Origin of the sequence: Frigoribacterium sp. R86507, assembly GCF_044597695.1 — a bacterium.
GTDB lineage: Bacteria > Actinomycetota > Actinomycetes > Actinomycetales > Microbacteriaceae > Frigoribacterium.
The window spans coordinates 1,859,389-1,875,591 of sequence record NZ_CP139002.1; the positions used below are offsets into that span (position 1 = coordinate 1,859,389).

Annotated in this window: 15 protein-coding genes; all 15 read left to right on the forward strand. The window is 70.6% G+C overall.

Annotation, left to right across the window (positions count from 1 at the left end; genetic code table 11):
• The first annotated feature begins 14 nt into the window (after positions 1-14).
• The 15 genes from SJY14_RS08840 (at position 15) to SJY14_RS08910 (ending at position 16,108) form a co-directional block, all read left to right on the forward strand.
• Positions 15-1,565: a Mur ligase family protein gene (locus SJY14_RS08840; RefSeq protein ID WP_071253221.1), complete on the forward strand. Its 1,551-nt coding sequence runs from the start codon at positions 15-17 to the stop codon at positions 1,563-1,565.
• Positions 1,562-2,968: a UDP-N-acetylmuramoyl-tripeptide--D-alanyl-D-alanine ligase gene (murF, locus tag SJY14_RS08845; RefSeq protein ID WP_071253223.1), complete on the forward strand. Its 1,407-nt coding sequence runs from the start codon at positions 1,562-1,564 to the stop codon at positions 2,966-2,968. Before SJY14_RS08840 ends, murF begins: the two co-directional genes overlap by 4 nt.
• Entirely contained in the window at positions 2,965-4,068 is a 1,104-nt protein-coding gene (mraY, locus tag SJY14_RS08850; RefSeq protein WP_071253225.1) for a phospho-N-acetylmuramoyl-pentapeptide-transferase, read from the forward strand. The genes murF and mraY overlap by 4 nt, the downstream gene beginning before the upstream one ends.
• Complete coding sequence (gene murD, locus SJY14_RS08855; RefSeq protein WP_071254546.1) at positions 4,065-5,630, forward strand: UDP-N-acetylmuramoyl-L-alanine--D-glutamate ligase; 1,566 nt, start codon at positions 4,065-4,067, stop codon at positions 5,628-5,630. The genes mraY and murD overlap by 4 nt, the downstream gene beginning before the upstream one ends.
• Positions 5,587-6,894: a putative lipid II flippase FtsW gene (ftsW, locus tag SJY14_RS08860; protein ID WP_071253231.1), complete on the forward strand. Its 1,308-nt coding sequence runs from the start codon at positions 5,587-5,589 to the stop codon at positions 6,892-6,894. The genes murD and ftsW overlap by 44 nt, the downstream gene beginning before the upstream one ends.
• A complete protein-coding gene (locus SJY14_RS08865; RefSeq protein ID WP_071253233.1) occupies positions 6,891-8,006 on the forward strand; it encodes a glycosyltransferase in 1,116 nt (371 codons plus the stop codon). Before ftsW ends, SJY14_RS08865 begins: the two co-directional genes overlap by 4 nt.
• Positions 8,003-9,433 carry a UDP-N-acetylmuramate--L-alanine ligase gene (gene murC, locus SJY14_RS08870; RefSeq protein WP_396598723.1) on the forward strand — a complete coding sequence of 477 codons (1,431 nt, stop codon included), beginning with the start codon at positions 8,003-8,005 and terminating at the stop codon, positions 9,431-9,433. Before SJY14_RS08865 ends, murC begins: the two co-directional genes overlap by 4 nt.
• A 370-nt stretch (positions 9,434-9,803) precedes the next feature.
• Complete coding sequence (locus SJY14_RS08875; RefSeq protein ID WP_071254548.1) at positions 9,804-10,625, forward strand: FtsQ-type POTRA domain-containing protein; 822 nt, start codon at positions 9,804-9,806, stop codon at positions 10,623-10,625.
• Positions 10,626-10,763: 138 nt separating this feature from the next.
• Entirely contained in the window at positions 10,764-11,924 is a 1,161-nt protein-coding gene (ftsZ, locus tag SJY14_RS08880) for a cell division protein FtsZ (protein ID WP_396598724.1), read from the forward strand.
• A 6-nt stretch (positions 11,925-11,930) separates the two neighbouring features.
• Positions 11,931-12,629 (forward strand): YggS family pyridoxal phosphate-dependent enzyme, encoded by a 699-nt coding sequence (locus SJY14_RS08885; RefSeq protein ID WP_396598725.1) that lies wholly within the window; start codon positions 11,931-11,933, stop codon positions 12,627-12,629.
• 37 nt (positions 12,630-12,666) lie between these two features.
• A complete protein-coding gene (locus SJY14_RS08890; RefSeq protein ID WP_054146793.1) occupies positions 12,667-13,194 on the forward strand; it encodes a cell division protein SepF in 528 nt (175 codons plus the stop codon).
• Between the two features lie 93 nt (positions 13,195-13,287).
• Positions 13,288-13,590, forward strand: coding sequence for a YggT family protein (locus SJY14_RS08895; protein ID WP_071253237.1), 303 nt, complete (start codon positions 13,288-13,290; stop codon positions 13,588-13,590).
• 145 nt (positions 13,591-13,735) lie between these two features.
• Positions 13,736-14,512 carry a DivIVA domain-containing protein gene (locus SJY14_RS08900; protein WP_396598726.1) on the forward strand — a complete coding sequence of 259 codons (777 nt, stop codon included), beginning with the start codon at positions 13,736-13,738 and terminating at the stop codon, positions 14,510-14,512.
• Between the two features lie 4 nt (positions 14,513-14,516).
• Positions 14,517-15,188 (forward strand): signal peptidase II, encoded by a 672-nt coding sequence (gene lspA, locus SJY14_RS08905; protein WP_396598727.1) that lies wholly within the window; start codon positions 14,517-14,519, stop codon positions 15,186-15,188.
• Positions 15,185-16,108: an RluA family pseudouridine synthase gene (locus tag SJY14_RS08910; RefSeq protein ID WP_071253241.1), complete on the forward strand. Its 924-nt coding sequence runs from the start codon at positions 15,185-15,187 to the stop codon at positions 16,106-16,108. The genes lspA and SJY14_RS08910 overlap by 4 nt, the downstream gene beginning before the upstream one ends.
• Positions 16,109-16,203 lie beyond the last annotated feature (95 nt).

Here is a 16,203-nt window from a genome sequence, read left to right on the forward strand (position 1 = left end):
GAGAAGAGGATTCTTTGAGCGCCCGGATCCCCCCGGTCCTTCGACCGGAACATCCGTCGGCGAGGTCACTCGCCCAACTGGTCAGCGAGTTCGGACTCGAGCACGAGGGTTCCCTCGACGGCATCGAGATCACCGGCATCACGCTGAGCACGGCGGACCTCCACCCCGGCGACCTGTACGTGGGCGTGCCCGGCGCGCACCGGCACGGAGCCGAGTTCGCCGACCAGGCACGGGACGGCGGTGCCGTGGCCCTGCTGACCGACGCCGCGGGTGCCGAGCTGGCCCGGTCCAGCGGTCTGCCCGTCGTCCTCGTCGACTCGCCCCGGGCGGCCCTCGGCGAGCTCTCGGCCTGGATCTATCGCACCGACAGCGACGACGCGCCCCTGCTCCTCGCGGTCACCGGCACCAACGGGAAGACCAGCACGTCGTACCTGCTCGAGGGCGTCCTGCGGCAGCTGGGCCTCGTCACCGGCCTCAGCAGCACGGCCGAGCGTCACATCGGCGACCTCACCGTCGTCAGCCGCCTCACGACCCCCGAGGCCAGCGAGATGCACGCCCTGCTGGCCCGCATGCGCGAGAGCGAGGTGCGTGCGGTCGCCGTCGAGGTCAGTGCGCAGGCACTCAGCCGCAACCGCGTCGACGGTCTCGTCTTCGACGTCGCCGCCTTCACCAACCTCAGCCACGACCACCTCGACGACTACGCCGACATGGAGGAGTACTTCCAGGCCAAGCTGCCGCTCTTCCAGCCCGACCGTGCCCGTCGTGCCGTGGTGTCGCTCGACTCGCCGTACGGGCAGCGCGTGGTGGACAACGCTCGCATCCCCCTGACGACGATCACGATCCTCCCCGACGTCGAGGCCGACTGGACGGTCCAGATCCTCGACGAGCAGGCCGCGTACACGGAGTTCCGCCTGTCGGGCCCTGAGCAGCGCTCGCTCGTGACGCGCGTCCCGCTGATCGGGTGGCACATGGTCGCGAACGCGGCCCTGGCGATCGTCATGCTGGTCGAGGCGGGCTTCGAGCTCGAGGCCATCGGTCAGGCCCTCGACGCCGACGGCGGCATCGTGGCCTACCTGCCCGGGCGCACCGAGCGCGTCTCGGGCGACACCGGCCCGAGCGTCTACGTCGACTTCGGCCACAGCCCGGACGCGTTCCTGACCACGCTCGCCGCGGTCCGCACCTTCACGCCCGGCAAGGTCATCATGCTGTTCGGTGCGGACGGCGACCGCGACACGACGAAGCGCGGTGAGATGGCCCGGGTGGCCGCCGCCGGTTCCGACATCCTCGTCGTGACCGACCACCACCCCCGCTTCGAGGACCCGGCCTCGATCCGCAAGACCCTCGTCGACGCCGCCCGCGAGGCCTACCCCGAGCACGAGATCCACGAGGTCAGCCCGCCCGAGGCCGCCATCCGTGCGGCCGTGGCCCTGGCCGGCGCGGGGGACTCGATCCTCTGGGCCGGCCCCGGCCACCAGGACTACCGCGACATCCGTGGCGAGCGCACCCCGTACTCCGCTCGCGACGAGGCCCGAGCGGCCCTGCGCGAAGCCGGGTGGTCCGAGTGATCGCGCTCACGCCCCTCCAGATCGCCGAGATCACCGGCGGACGCCTGGTCCACCCCGAGGAGGCGCGGGTCGCGACCCCGGTCGACGGCACGGTCGAGACCGACTCGCGTCTGGTCACCCCGGGGTCCGTCTTCTTCGCCCTGCGTGGTGAGGTCACCGACGGCCACCTCTTCGTCGAGGCCGCCACCGCGAACGGCGCGGCCCTCGTGGTCGCCGAGCGCGAGGTCGAGACGACCGCACCGCTCGTCGTCGTCGACGACGGAGTCGTCGCGCTGTCGCGCCTCGCCGCTGCCGTCGTCGAGCACGTCCGGGGTCTCGGCCGGCTGAAGGTCGTCGGCGTCACGGGCTCCAACGGCAAGACGAGCACCAAGAACATGCTGCGTGCCGTCCTCGGCGACGTCGCGGCCACCGTCGCCCCTCAGGGGTCGTTCAACAACCACGTCGGTGCTCCGATCTCGATGCTGCGCATCGACGAGGCCACCGAGTACCTGGTCGTCGAGATGGGTGCGAGCGGGCCGGGCGAGATCGCCCGTCTCGTCGACATCGCCCGTCCCGACACCGGGGTGGTGCTGAAGGTCGGGCTCGCCCACGCGGGCGGCTTCGGCGGCATCGAGGGCACCCGTGCGGCCAAGGCCGAGATGGTGACCGACCTGCCCGCCACGGGAACGGCCGTCCTCAACGCCGACGACGACCGCGTCGCCGGCATGGCGTCCGTGACCGCCGCCCGGGTCGTGACCTTCGGGCAGAGCCCGTCGGCCGACTACCGGGCATCCGACATCGACGTCTCGGCCGCCGGCACCTCCTTCACCTTCGAGTACGGCGACACGAGTCGCCGGGTGTCGCTGCGCATCCTCGGCGAGCACCACGTGATGAACGCCCTGGCGGCCCTGAGCGTCGTCGGAGAATGGGGCGTCGACCTCGACCGGGCCGTCGAGGTCCTCGAGGGCGTGACGCGGGCCGAGCGTTGGCGCATGGAGGTCCTCGACGCACCCGGCGGCGTCACCGTCGTGAACGACGCCTACAACGCGAGCCCCGACTCGGTCGCCGCGGCCCTGAAGACGCTCGCCCAGATCACCGGTCCCGACCACCGCTCGGTGGCCGTCCTCGGCGAGATGGCCGAGCTCGGCGAGTACGCGCGTGACGAGCACGACCGCGTCGGCCGACTGGTCGTCCGGTTGAACGTCCGCCAACTCGTGGTCGTCGGCCACGAGGCGCGGCACATCCACATGGCGGCGGGCCTCGAAGGCTCGTGGGACGGAGAAAGCGTGCTGGTCGACACGATCGACGAGGCCTACGACCTCCTGCAGGGCACCCTGCGAGCCGGGGACGTCGTCCTCGTGAAGTCGTCCAAGTCGGCCGGCCTGCGCCTCCTGGGCGACCGTCTGGCCGGGGTGACCGCATGATCGCGCTGTTGATCGGCGGCGGGTTCTCCCTCGCCTTCACGCTTCTGATGACGCCGGCGTTCATCAAGCTCTTCCATCGCCTCGGCTGGGGTCAGTTCATCCGCGACGACGGTCCGCAGTCGCACCACACGAAGCGCGGCACGGCGACCATGGGCGGCATCGTCCTGATCATCGGCACGGTGCTCGGCTACTTCATCGGTCACCTGGTCGGCCGGGACGAGCTCACGCTCAGCGGGATGCTCGTTCTCTTCATGATGGTCGGCCTCGGCGTGGTCGGGTTCCTCGACGACTTCCTCAAGGTGCGCAACCAGCGCAGCCTCGGGCTCGGCGGCTGGGCGAAGATCGCCGGGCAGGTGGTCGTGGGGGCGGTGTTCGCCGTCCTGGCGCTCTCGTTCACGAACGAGCGCGGGCTCGCGCCCGCGTCGACGATGATCTCCGGCCTCCGGGACATCCCGTGGCTCGACTTCATGTTCTTCGGGACGATCGTCGGCGGCGGGTTGTTCCTGATCTGGGTCGTCCTGATCACCGTGAGCACCTCGAACGGCGTCAACGTCGCCGACGGCCTGGACGGCCTCGCCACGGGTGCGTCGATCCTCGCGATCGCGTCGTACATCTTCATCGGCTTCTGGCAGAACAACCAGCTCTGCACCAGCGTGCGTCTCGACGAGGCCACTCGTGCCGCCTGCTACCAGGTGGCCGACCCGCTCGACCTCGCCGTCGTCGCCGCCTGCATCTGCGGTGGGCTCATCGGCTTCCTCTGGTGGAACACCTCACCCGCCCAGATCTTCCTGGGCGACACGGGGTCGCTCGGCCTCGGCGGGGCGCTGGCCGCCCTGGCGATCCTCAGCCGCACCGAACTGCTGCTCGTCCTGATCGGTGGTCTCTTCATCGTCGTCACGGGATCGGTGATCCTGCAACGCGCGTACTTCAAGATCACGAAGGGCAAGCGCATCTTCCTGATGAGCCCGCTGCACCACCACTTCGAGCTCAAGGGCTGGGCCGAGGTGACCGTCGTCGTCCGCTTCTGGATCATCGCCGGGCTCTTCGTCGCCGCCGGCGTCGGCACCTTCTACCTCGAATGGATCCTCCGCACCTCATGAGCGACGGCAGCACCGCCCCCCTGGTCGAGCGACTGGCCGGGCTCGACAGCTGGCACGCCGACTGGTCGGGCCTGCGCGTGGCCGTCCTCGGACTCGGCACGACCGGCTTCTCGGTGGCCGACACCCTGGCCGAGCTGGGCGCCGACGTCCTGGTCGTGGCACCCGCGGTCGAGCCCGACAAGGCCGAACTGCTGCAGCTGATCGGGGCGCGTCTCGACGAGGTCGAGTCCCTCGAGGCGCCCTCGTCCACGCTCACGGCCTTCGACGCGCAGCTCGTGGTCGCCAGTCCGGGCTTCGCCCCGCATCACCCTCTGGTCCGGTGGGCCGTCGAGTCGGGCCTGGCCGTCTGGGGCGACGTCGAACTCGCCTGGCGCGTCCGCGACAAGGTCGAGCGCGTGGCCGACTGGGTGCTCGTCACGGGGACCAACGGGAAGACCACGACGACGCAGCTGGCGGCGGCGATGGCCGCCGCGGACGGCCGCCGCGTGGCGCCCTGCGGCAACATCGGCGTCCCCGTCCTCGACGCGGTGCGCGACCCCGACGGCTTCGACCTGTTCGTCGTCGAGCTCTCCAGCCATCAACTGCACTACCTGCCCACCGCGGGCCCCGGTGCCCTCCGGCCCCGCGCCTCCGTCTGTCTCAACCTCGAGGCGGACCACCTCGAGTGGCACGGCGGGGCGGACGCCTACCGCGCCGCCAAGGCGAAGGTGTACGAGAACACGGTCGTGGCCTGCGTCTACAACAAGGCCGACGAGGCCACCCTCCGCATGGTCGAGGACGCCGACGTCGAAGAGGGCTGCCGTGCCGTGGGCTTCGGGCTCGACGCCCCGGGCCCGAGCGAGGTCGGCATCGTGACGGGCGACGGCGTCGCCGTGCTGGCCGACCGGGCGTTCCTCGCCGAGCGTCGGACCCAGGCGCTCGAACTGACCACCCGGGAGGCGCTCCAGGGCGTCGGCCTCGGTGCCGACCACCTCGTCGAGGACGTGCTCGCCGCCGCCGCGCTCGTGCGTGCGGTGGGCGTCGCCCCGGTCTCGATCCGGGACGCCCTCGCCGGTTTCGCGGTGGACCACCACCGCACCGAGGTCGTCGCCGAGTCCGGCGGAGTGACGTGGGTGGACGACTCGAAGGCGACCAACCCCCACGCCGCGCGCGCCTCCTTGACGGCCTTCCCGTCGGTCGTATGGATCGTCGGCGGCCTCTTCAAGGGCGTCGACGTCGAGCCGCTCGTCCTCGAGTCGACGGGCGCCGTCCGGGCGGCCGTGTTCGTGGGGGTCGACCGTGAGCCCCTCCGGCAGGCCTTCTCCCGACACGCGCCCGGCATCCCCGTCTTCGAGGTCGACGCCACCGACACTGAGCAGGTGATGCCGACGGCCGTGCGCCTCGCCGCGAGCGTGGCCCGACCCGGAGACACCGTGCTCCTGGCCCCGGCGGCGGCGTCCATGGACCAGTTCACCGACTACACGGCCCGCGGGCGATCCTTCGCCCAGGCCGTACACGAACACTTGAGGGGTGACGTCGATGGCCAACCCGCCGTCCAGCCTCCCGCGCCGTCGGCCGACTGAGTCCGGTCGCACGAGCCGCGGGCCCGTCCAGCCGACCGAGGACGCGTCGAGCGGCCCGGGGTCGTCGAAGCGCACCGCCGGTGCCGTCGTCCGTGTCAAGAAGCTCTTCGCCGCCGAGACCGGCTCGTACTTCGTGATCCTCGGCACGACGCTGTTCATGGTCGTGCTCGGGCTCGTCATGGTGCTCTCGTCCTCGTCGGTCGAGCAGTACATCTCGTCACGACACACGTCGTTCTTCGGCGCGTTCATCCGACAGGGCACGTACGCGGCCGTGGGCATCCCGCTCATGCTCATCGTGTCGCGGCTGCCCGTGTCGTTCCTCAAGCGCTGGGCGTGGCACGTCCTGGGCGCGACGATCGTCCTGCAACTCCTCGTGTTCTCGCCCCTCGGCTACGAGATCGGCGGCAACCGCAACTGGATCGACCTGGGTTCCTTCACGGCGCAGCCATCCGAGGCCGTCAAGCTCGCGCTGGCGATCTGGCTCGGCATGATCCTCTCGGTCAAACGCGACCTGCTCGACGACTGGAAGCACCTGGCGATCCCGCTCGTGCCCGTGGCCGGCGTCGCGATCGGCCTCGTCGTGCTCGGCGGCGACCTCGGGACGACCATGATCATGCTCCTGCTCGTCTTCGCGGCCGTCTGGTTCGCCGGTGTCCGGTTGCGCTACCTGCTCGCTCCGCTCGCGTTCCTGGCGATCGTCGTGCCCCTGATCGCCCAGGGTTCTAGCTCGCGCAACTCACGCATCGCCGCCTGGCTGTCGGGCTGCACCGACTCGAGCCAGTACCAGGCCGAGTGCTGGCAGACCCTGCACGGCACCTGGGCCCTGGCCTCGGGGGGACTCTTCGGCGTCGGCCTCGGCAACTCGAAGTCGAAGTGGTCCTGGCTGCCCGAGGCCGACAACGACTTCATCTTCGCCATCGTCGGTGAAGAGCTCGGGCTGATCGGTGCGATGGTCGTGTTGGCGCTGTTCATCGTCCTCGCCGTGGGTTTCGTCAAGATCATCCGCCGCACGAACGACCCCTTCGTCCGCGTGACGACCGGCGCCATCACGGCGTGGATCATCGGCCAGGCGCTCGTCAACATCGCGGTCGTGCTGGGGCTGCTGCCCGTGCTGGGCGTCCCCCTGCCGCTCATCTCGGCGGGTGGGTCGGCGTTGATCGTCACGCTCGTGGCCATCGGCGTGGTTCTCTCGTTCGCCCGGGTGCCCGAAGAGGCCGACGCGCCGCAGGGGCTCCCGCGACAGCGGGTAGGGTCTCTGCGGTGACGACGTATCTTCTCGCCGGCGGTGGCACCGCCGGGCACGTGAACCCCCTCCTCGCCGTGGCGGATCGGCTCCGACGACGCGAGCCCGACGCGACCGTCCTCGTGCTCGGCACGGCCGAGGGGCTCGAGGCCCGGCTCGTCCCGCAACGAGGGTACGAGCTGCTGACCGTGCCCCGGCTGCCCTTCCCCCGCAGGCCCTCCGCGGCGGCCCTGCGCTTCCCGGGTCGACTCGCGGGCGCGATCGGCGGCATCCGGTCCTTGCTCGCACAGCACGACGTCGACGTCGTCGTGGGTTTCGGTGGCTACGCAGCCGCCCCCGCCTACGTCGCCGCATGGCGGTCGAAGGTGCCCGTGGTCGTCCACGAAGCCAACGCGAAGCCCGGCATGGCGAACGTCCTCGGCTCGTTCCTCTCGTCCCACGTCGGCGTCGTCTTCCGCTCCACCCGCCTCCGGGGCGGACGGCAGGTCGGCATGCCGTTGCGTGACGAGATCGAGTCCCTCGACCGTCGAGCCCACCGCGACGAGTCCGCCGCGACGTTCGACCTCGACCCCTCGCGGCCGACGCTGCTCGTCACGGGCGGCTCGACCGGTGCCCGACGCCTCAACGAGACCATGTCGAAGGCAGCCGTCAGCGTGCTCGGCGCCGGCTGGCAGATCCTGCACATCACGGGTGAGAAATCCGACCTCACCTCGACCGATCTCGACGGCCACCACCTGGTCCGGTACTGCGACCGCATGGACCTCGCGCTCTCGGCGGCCGACTTCGTCGTCTCCCGGGCCGGGTCGGCCACGGTCAGCGAGCTCACCGCGCTCGGCCTGCCCTCGGTGCTCGTGCCCTACCCGGTGGGCAACGGCGAGCAGCGCCACAACGCCACCGACGTCGTCGGTGCCGGGGGAGCACTGCTCGTCGCCGACGCCGACTTCACGCCCGCGTGGGTCGAGCGCACGCTCGTCCCGCTGCTGCTCGACCGGGCCGTCGTGGCCGACATGGCGGTCCGTGCCGCCTCGGTCGGGGTGCGCGACGGCACCGACCGCACGGTCGACCTCGTCCTCGACGCCGTGGGCCGCGCCTCCTCGTCCTCCCAGAACTCCGACCTCAGCGAGACATCATGATCAAGCCCGACCTCGACCAATCGATCCCCGCCGAACTCGGCGCCGTCCACTTCGTCGGCATCGGCGGCTCCGGCATGAGCGGCATCGCTCGAGTGTTCCTGGCCGCCGGCCACCGGGTCACGGGGTCGGACGCCCGCGACAGCGCAGCCGTCGAGTCGCTCCGGTCGCTGGGCGCCGAGATCGCGATCGGCCACGACGCCGCCAACGTGGGCGACGCCGACACGCTCGTGGTGACCGGGGCGCTCTGGCAGGACAACCCCGAGTACCAACTCGCGCTGGCGAAGGGCCTGCCGGTCCTGCACCGCTCGCAGGCACTCGCCTGGCTCATCGGGCAGCAGCGGCTCGTCTCGGTGGCGGGTGCGCACGGGAAGACCACGTCCACCGGCATGATCGTCACCGCCCTGCTCGCCGCGGGGCACGACCCCAGCTTCGTGAACGGCGGGGTCATCCAGTCGCTGGGCGTCAGCGCGCGCGGCGGCGACGACGACCTGTTCGTCGTCGAGGCCGACGAGTCCGACGGGTCGTTCCTGCTCTACGACACCTCGGTCGCCCTGATCACCAACGTCGACGCCGACCACCTCGACCACTACGGTTCGCACGAGGCGTTCGACGACGCCTTCGTCCGGTTCGCGTCGGCCGCGCGCGAGTTCGTCGTGGTCTCGAGCGACGACGCCGGTGCCGTCCGTGTCGCCGGGCGTCTCGACCACCCGCGCGTCGTGACCTTCGGCGAGGCCGCCGACGCCGACGTGCGGCTGAGCGACATCGCCTCGACCGGTCCGGTCTCGTTCACGCTGCACGCCGAGGGTCGTTCGTGGCCCGTGCAGTTGCGAGTGCCCGGGCGGCACAACGCCGTCAACGCCGCCGGTGCCTTCGCCGTCCTCGTCGGTCTGGGGGTCGACCCCGAGGCCGCCATCGCGGGTCTCGAGACGTTCGGGGGAACCGAACGACGGTTCGAACTGCACGGTGTCGTCCGAGGCGTCAGCGTGTACGACGACTACGCCCATCACCCCACCGAGGTCGCCGCCGCCCTGCAGGCCGCGCGCTCCGTGGTGGGCGACGGGCGCCTCATCGCCGTGCACCAACCCCATCTCTACAGCCGGACGCGCATGATGGCCGGCGAGTTCGCCGAGACCTACGAGCGCCTCGCGGACCACACCATCGTGCTCGACGTGTACGGTGCGCGCGAGGACCCCGAGCCCGGCGTCACCGGCGCGCTCGTGTCCGAACGCTTCGCCGACCCCGACCGCGTCGACTTCGTGTCCGACTGGCAGGCCGCGGCCGACCGCACCGCCGAGGTCGCGCGCGACGGGGACTTCGTCATCACGCTCGGTTGCGGCGACGTCTACCGCATCGTGCCGCAACTGCTCGGCTCGCTCGACGCGGCTCACGAGCCCGTCGTCGCCGTCGTGGAGGACTCCGCGGAGTGACTCGTCACAGCAGGTCCGTGGCGTCGGGGGCCCTCCGATGAAGCGGCCCGACGGATTCGACGAGCCGGAACCCGCCGCGACCCCTCCCGCGGCTCCGACCCGTCGCCGGCGAGGCCGGGACGCGGACGCCACGGGACCCGTCCCCGTCGTGGGTGATCCGCGTCCTCCACGCGGGGCGACGGGTGGCTCGACGGCGCGGGGTGACGGGGGCACAGGCCCGTCGTCGTCCCCGTCCACGCTGAGGGACCGTCTCGGGACCGTCGCCGGAGCCCCCGCGGCCTGGCTTGACCGCCTGGCGAAGCCCGGGTCGACGGATGCGACCGACCCGCGCGCGTCGGGTGCCCCCGGCGGTTCCGAGCCGCCACGCATCGTGGCACCCGACGGCACGGCCGCCGAGGCCAAGGCGCGAGCCGCCGCGGCCCGCAAGCAGGCACGTCGGGCGTCCAGCGAACGGAGGCGCGTCGAACGTGTCGAGGTCCGTCGCTTCACGCGGCGCAGCCGACACCGTCGAGCGACCCTGGTGTCGCTCGGGGCCGTCGTCCTCCTCCTCGTCGCGTCCGTCGCGGTCGCCGTGTTCTCCCCGCTCCTGTCGTTGCAGACCATCCGCGTCGAAGGGACCGAGCGCGTCGACGCCTCGGCCGTCCAGGCGGCACTCGACGGACAGCTCGGGACGCCGCTCGCGATGATCGACTTCGACGAGGTCACCCGCGAGCTCGCGGCCTTCCCCCTGATCGCCAGCTACGTGACCGAGACCGCTCCGCCGCACACGCTCGTCGTCCGCATCCAGGAGCGCCAGCCCGTCGCCACGGTCGCCGCGGGGGAGGGCTTCGAACTCGTCGACCCGGCCGGCGTCGTCGTCCAGGAACTCGAGGCCCGGCAAGAGGGGGTACCCCTCGTCGACGTCGGGGGAGCGGCCCTGGACGGCCCCGCGTACCGCTCGGTCGCCGAGGTGCTGTTGGCGCTGCCGGTCACCCTGCGGTCCACCGTCGACACCGTGACGGCATCGACGGCCGACGACGTGACCTTGCAGCTCACCTCCGGTGAACGGGTCGTATGGGGCAGCGCCGACGAGTCGGCGAAGAAAGCACAGGTGCTTGCGGGGCTGATCGCGGACCAGGCCCGGCGCGACCCGGGCGCGAGCGTCGAGTACGACGTGTCCGCCCCCGACAACGGGATCATCAGGACGAGATGAGAGGGTGTGTTCGCGACACGCTGGACACCCTGGCGACGGCGCCTGCAGCGCACCCATACCTTGTGACTGCAGAACTTGCATACCATGTACAACTTTAACCTTCAACTGCAGAGTTAAGGTTCAAGCGGAGGCCCGGACGTGACAACGAACCATAACTACCTAGCCGTGATCAAGGTCGTCGGTGTCGGCGGCGGTGGCGTCAACGCCGTCAACCGCATGATCGAACTCGGGCTCCGCGGGGTGGAGTTCATCGCCATCAACACCGACGCCCAGGCGCTGCTGTTGAGCGATGCCGACGTCAAACTCGACGTCGGTCGCGAGCTCACCCGGGGCCTCGGCGCCGGTGCCGACCCCGAGGTCGGACGCCGTGCGGCCGAGGACCACGCCGAAGAGATCGAAGAAGCCCTCGCGGGTGCCGACATGGTCTTCGTCACGGCCGGCGAAGGCGGTGGCACCGGCACGGGCGGCGCCCCGGTGGTCGCCCGCATCGCCAAGTCGATCGGCGCCCTGACCATCGGTGTCGTCACGAAGCCCTTCGGCTTCGAGGGCAAGCGCCGTCAGGCCCAGGCCGAGGCCGGGGTCGCGGCCCTGAAGGACGAGGTCGACACCCTCATCGTCGTCCCGAACGACCGTCTGCTCGAGATCAGCGAACGCGGCATCAGCATGGTCGAGGCCTTCGGGACGGCCGACCAGGTCCTCCTCGCCGGTGTCCAGGGCATCACCGACCTGATCACCACGCCCGGTCTGATCAACCTCGACTTCGCCGACGTCAAGTCCGTCATGCAGGGCGCGGGATCGGCCCTCATGGGCATCGGTTCGTCGCGGGGTGCCGACCGCGCCATCAAGGCTGCCGAACTGGCCGTGGCGTCCCCGTTGCTCGAGGCGAGCATCGACGGTGCGCACGGCGTGTTGCTGTCCATCCAGGGCGGTTCGAACCTGGGAATCTTCGAGATCAACGACGCAGCTCGCCTGGTCCAAGAGGCCGTCCACGCCGAGGCCAACATCATCTTCGGTGCCGTGATCGACGACACCCTCGGTGACGAGGTGCGCGTGACGGTCATCGCGGCCGGCTTCGACGGTGGCGAGCCCTCGACCAAGGTGAAGGACCGCCGGTCGAGCTTCGTCGACTCCGAGGGCCCCACGGCGACCTCGGTCGCCGGTGTCTCGGCCATCGCCGACAGCGGTTCGACGCACGAGCCCGCCGCCTGGAAGCGGCCCGAAGAGCCCGCGACCCAGGCCGTCGACCCGGCCTTCGACGACGGTGACGACGACCTCGACGTCCCGGACTTCCTCAAGTAACGACGAGTGACCGATCCGACGAGTGTCGACGGCGACCTGGGCGAGCGTCTCGCCCGGGTCGCCGCGGCCGTCGACGTCGCCTGCGCGTCCGCGGGGCGGTCTCGGGACGAGCTCACCACGATCGTCGTCACGAAGTTCCACCCGCCCGGCCTGATCCGTGCGCTCTACTCCCTGGGCGTCCGCGACGTCGGTGAGAACCGTCATCAGGAGGCCCAGGCGAAGGCCGCCGAGTTGGGCGACCTCGAGGGACTCCGGTGGCATTTCGTCGGTCAGTTGCAGTCGAAGAAGGCGCGGCAGGCCCGGCGCTACGCACACGCCGTGCACTCGCTCGACCGTGACTCCGTGGTCGACGCACTGTCCGACGAGTCCGGTTCCGTCGTCGACGGATTCGTCCAGGTCAACCTGACCGACGACCCCGGCCGCGGGGGAGTCGCCGAACGCGACGTCGAGCGCCTGGCCGAGAGTGTGCTCTCGACCCCGGGGCTGCGGCTGCGGGGCGTCATGGCCGTCGCGCCCTTGGACGAGGGGGCGCGACCCGCCTTCGCGCGCCTCCGAGCGGTCTCCGAACGGGTGCGGTCCCTCGAGGCCACGGCGGACGCGATCTCGGCCGGCATGTCCCCCGACTTCGCCGAGGCCGTCGCCGAGGGCGCGACACACCTACGGATCGGCACGGCAATCACGGGTTCTCGCCCCGATGCTCGTTAATGTCGGTCCTGACGATCCACTGACTCGGAGGAACACCATGGCCAACCCGCTGCGCAAGACGATGGTCTACCTGGGCCTCGCCGACGAAGAGCTCGAGTACGACGAGCAGCCCCACGAGCGAGCGCAGCCCCAGCAGTCGTCGCGACCGCAGGCGGCCGCTCAGGCTCCGGCTCCCGTCGCCCCGGTCCATTCGGCACCCACTGCCGCCCCCGCGCCCACCCGCGCCCCCGTGACGCCCCTGCGTCGCTCCTCGCCCCCGAAGAACACGGTGCCCCACGACATGAACGAGATCCTGACGGTCCACCCCCGCGAGTACAAGGACGCCCAGGCGATCGCCGAGAGCTTCCGTGACGGCATCCCGGTGATCATCAACCTGTCGCAGATGACCGAGGCTGACGCCCGTCGTCTGGTCGACTTCGCGAGCGGACTCTCGCAGGGCCTGTACGGCAAGATCGAGCGCGTGACCAACAAGGTCTTCCTTCTGTCACCGGCGCACATCGCGGTGAGCGGCGAGCAGGCTGAGGTAGAATCCGACATCGAAGCGTCGTTCTTCGCCCAGTCGTGACGAGTCCGTCGTCGCGGCTTCTCCGCGTCGACGTGACGACCTGCCCGCCCGCGAGTCCCCTCGCGCCGACTCGTGTGAGCTGATGACCCCCCGATGATCACTTACCTGATCGCCACGATCGCGTACTACGTGCTGCTGATCTTCTTCCTGCTCATGTGGGCGCGCTTCGTGCTCGACCTGGCTCAGTCGTTCAGTCGCGGCTGGCGGCCCCGAGGGCCGGTTCTCGTGCTGGCCGAGGTGGCCTACACCGTGACCGACCCGCCCATCCGTCGCGTGCGCAAGATCCTGCCGCCCGTGCGGCTCGGTTCGGTGGCACTCGACTTCGGCTGGAGCATCATCATGCTGGCCGTGATCATCCTGATGAGCGTCGCCTCCGGGCTCCGCACCTTCGGCTGACCACGTCGTCGGCGAGTGACAGGGTAGGCTCACTGCAGCGCCCGAACGGCACGACCCCGGCCCGACCGGGTCCCGTTCCTCTACGGTGTAGAAGAACGACACAGACCACGATCACACGATCCAACAGATGCACGAGGTGACGGCAATGGCTTTGACGCCGGAAGACGTAGTCAACAAGCGGTTCCAGCCGACGAAGTTCCGCGAGGGATACGACCAGGACGAGGTCGACGACTTCCTCGACGAGGTCGTCGCCGAGCTGCGACGTCTCAACCAGGAGAACGACGAGCTGCGTCAGCGCCTCTCGTCGGGCGAGTCGGCCCCCGTGACGCAGGCCGCCCCCGTGTCGGCCCCGGTGGCCAGCGCGCCGGCTCCTGCGTCGGCACCGGCTCCCGCCTCGGCTCCCGAGGCCGTCGAGCCCGAACCGGTCGTCGAGCCCGAGCCCGTCGTCGCGGCCCCCGCCGCGGTGGCGTCCGCTCCCGCCTACTCGGCCCCGGCCGTGTCCGAGGCCGACGAGACCAGCAGCACCAACAGCCTGCTGCAGCTTGCACGCCGTCTGCACGAAGAGCACGTCCGCGAGGGTGTAGAGAAGCGCGACGCGCTCATCGCCGAAGGCCACGCCACCGCCGCACGACTCGTGTCCGAGGGCGAGGCGCGTCAGCGCGAGGTCGTCGCCGAGGCCGAGACGAAGTCGCGTGACATCGTCGGTGCCGCCGAGACCCAGCAGCGCGAGATCCTCGACCGCCTCAACACCGAGCGCTCGAGCGTCGAACGTCGCATCGACGACCTGCGGTCGTTCGAGCGTGACTACCGCTCCAAGCTCAAGAGCTACATCGAAGGCCAGCTCCACGAGCTCGACGGCGACGGCACGGGTGAGGCCGCCCGGTCGACTCCGGCCAGCGCCCAGGGCTTCGGCTCGAACTAAGGTCTTGTCGAGCGACAAGCCCACCACGAAGGCCAGCGTCCGCGTTCTCGCGACGCTGGCCTTCGTCGCGGTCGTGGCCTACGGCCTCGACCAGGGCACCAAACTGCTGGTCACCCGCACTCTCGTCGAAGGCGGGTCCGTCGACGTCGTCGGCGAGTTCTTCCAACTGCACTTCGTCAAGAACCCCGGTGCCGCCTTCTCGTTCGCGAGCGGCTCGACGTGGATCTTCTCGATCGCCGCCGCCGGTGTCGCCGTCGCGATCCTGATCGTGGCCCGGCGCATCCGATCGCTGGCCTGGTCGATCATGCTGGGCATGCTGCTCGGCGGTACCCTCGGCAACCTCACCGACCGCCTGCTCCGTGAGCCCTCCTTCGGGCAGGGGCACGTCATCGACTTCATCTACTTCCCCTCCCTCCTGCCGGCCATCTTCAACGTGGCGGACGTCTTCATCGTCTCGAGCATGGGGTTGCTCCTCCTGCTCACCTTGCTGGGCATCGGGCTCGACGGCACGCGCACACCGAGCACGAAGAAGGCTCGGGGTTCGGTGGAGGACGGGCTCGACGGCGGTTCTCCGGTGGCCGACTCGGCGCCGGACGGCCGGCCGACGACTCGTGACGGTGAGCCGAGCGCTCCTGCCGACGCCGCGCCTCCTGCCGACCGCCGGAGCACCACGTGAGCGAGACGCGTGCCCTCCCGGTGCCCGACGGGCTCGCCGGCGAGCGGGTCGACGCCGCCCTGGCGAAGCTGCTCGGCTTCAGCCGTACCTTCGCGGCCGAGGTCGCGGCCTCGGGTGGGGTGACGGTGGACGGTCGCACCGTCGGCAAGTCGGACCGGCTCGAGGCCGGTGCGTGGCTCGACGTCACGTGGTCACCACGCGAGGCCCCCGCCGTGGTCGCGGTCGACGTACCGGGCATGGCGGTCGTGCACGACGACGACGAGATCGTCGTCGTCGACAAGCCCGTCGGCGTCGCTGCTCACCCCTCGGTGGGGTGGACGGGCCCGACCGTGCTCGGCGGGCTCGCCGCCGCGGGCTTCACCGTGTCGACCTCTGGTGCGTCCGAACGGGCCGGGATCGTCCACCGCCTCGACGTCGGCACCAGCGGACTCATGGTCGTGGCCAAGACCGAGCGGGCCTACACGCTGCTCAAGCAGGCGTTCCGTGAACGGACCGTCGAGAAGATCTACAACGCGGTCGTCCAGGGACACCCCGACCCGTTGACCGGGACGATCGACGCGCCCATCGGACGCCACCCGTCGTCCGACTGGAAATTCGCGGTGGTCGTCGACGGCAAGCCGTCGGTCACCCACTACGAGACGGTCGAGGCGTTCCCGTCGGCCTCGTTGCTCGAGGTCCACCTCGAGACGGGGCGGACCCACCAGATCCGGGTCCACATGGCGGCCCAGCGACACCCTTGCGTCGGTGACGCGACCTACGGGGCCGACCCGACGCTCTCGACGACGCTCGGTCTCACCCGACAGTGGCTCCATGCCGTACAGCTCGGTTTCCGTCACCCCGGGACGGGTGAGCCGGTGGTGTACCGGTCGACCTACCCCACCGACCTGCAGCACGCTCTCGATGTCCTCCGTCGGAGTTAGGCTGTTCCCCTAGTCGCCAGATCCACCACCAGACGAGGAGCCCTGTGGCCTCGAGCAAAGACTCATTCGTCCATCTGCACGTGCACAGCGAGTAC

Excerpts from the sequence above, each read along its gene's own strand:
- mraY (WP_071253225.1), top strand. The coding sequence starts at position 2,965 with ATGATCGCGCTGTTGATCGGCGGCGGGTTCTCCCTCGCCTTCACGCTT.
- murD (WP_071254546.1), top strand. The coding sequence starts at position 4,065 with ATGAGCGACGGCAGCACCGCCCCCCTGGTCGAGCGACTGGCCGGGCTC.
- ftsW (WP_071253231.1), top strand. The coding sequence starts at position 5,587 with ATGGCCAACCCGCCGTCCAGCCTCCCGCGCCGTCGGCCGACTGAGTCC.
- murC (WP_396598723.1), top strand. The coding sequence starts at position 8,003 with ATGATCAAGCCCGACCTCGACCAATCGATCCCCGCCGAACTCGGCGCC.
- SJY14_RS08890 (WP_054146793.1), top strand. The coding sequence starts at position 12,667 with ATGGCCAACCCGCTGCGCAAGACGATGGTCTACCTGGGCCTCGCCGAC.
- SJY14_RS08895 (WP_071253237.1), top strand. The coding sequence starts at position 13,288 with ATGATCACTTACCTGATCGCCACGATCGCGTACTACGTGCTGCTGATC.
- SJY14_RS08900 (WP_396598726.1), top strand. The coding sequence starts at position 13,736 with ATGGCTTTGACGCCGGAAGACGTAGTCAACAAGCGGTTCCAGCCGACG.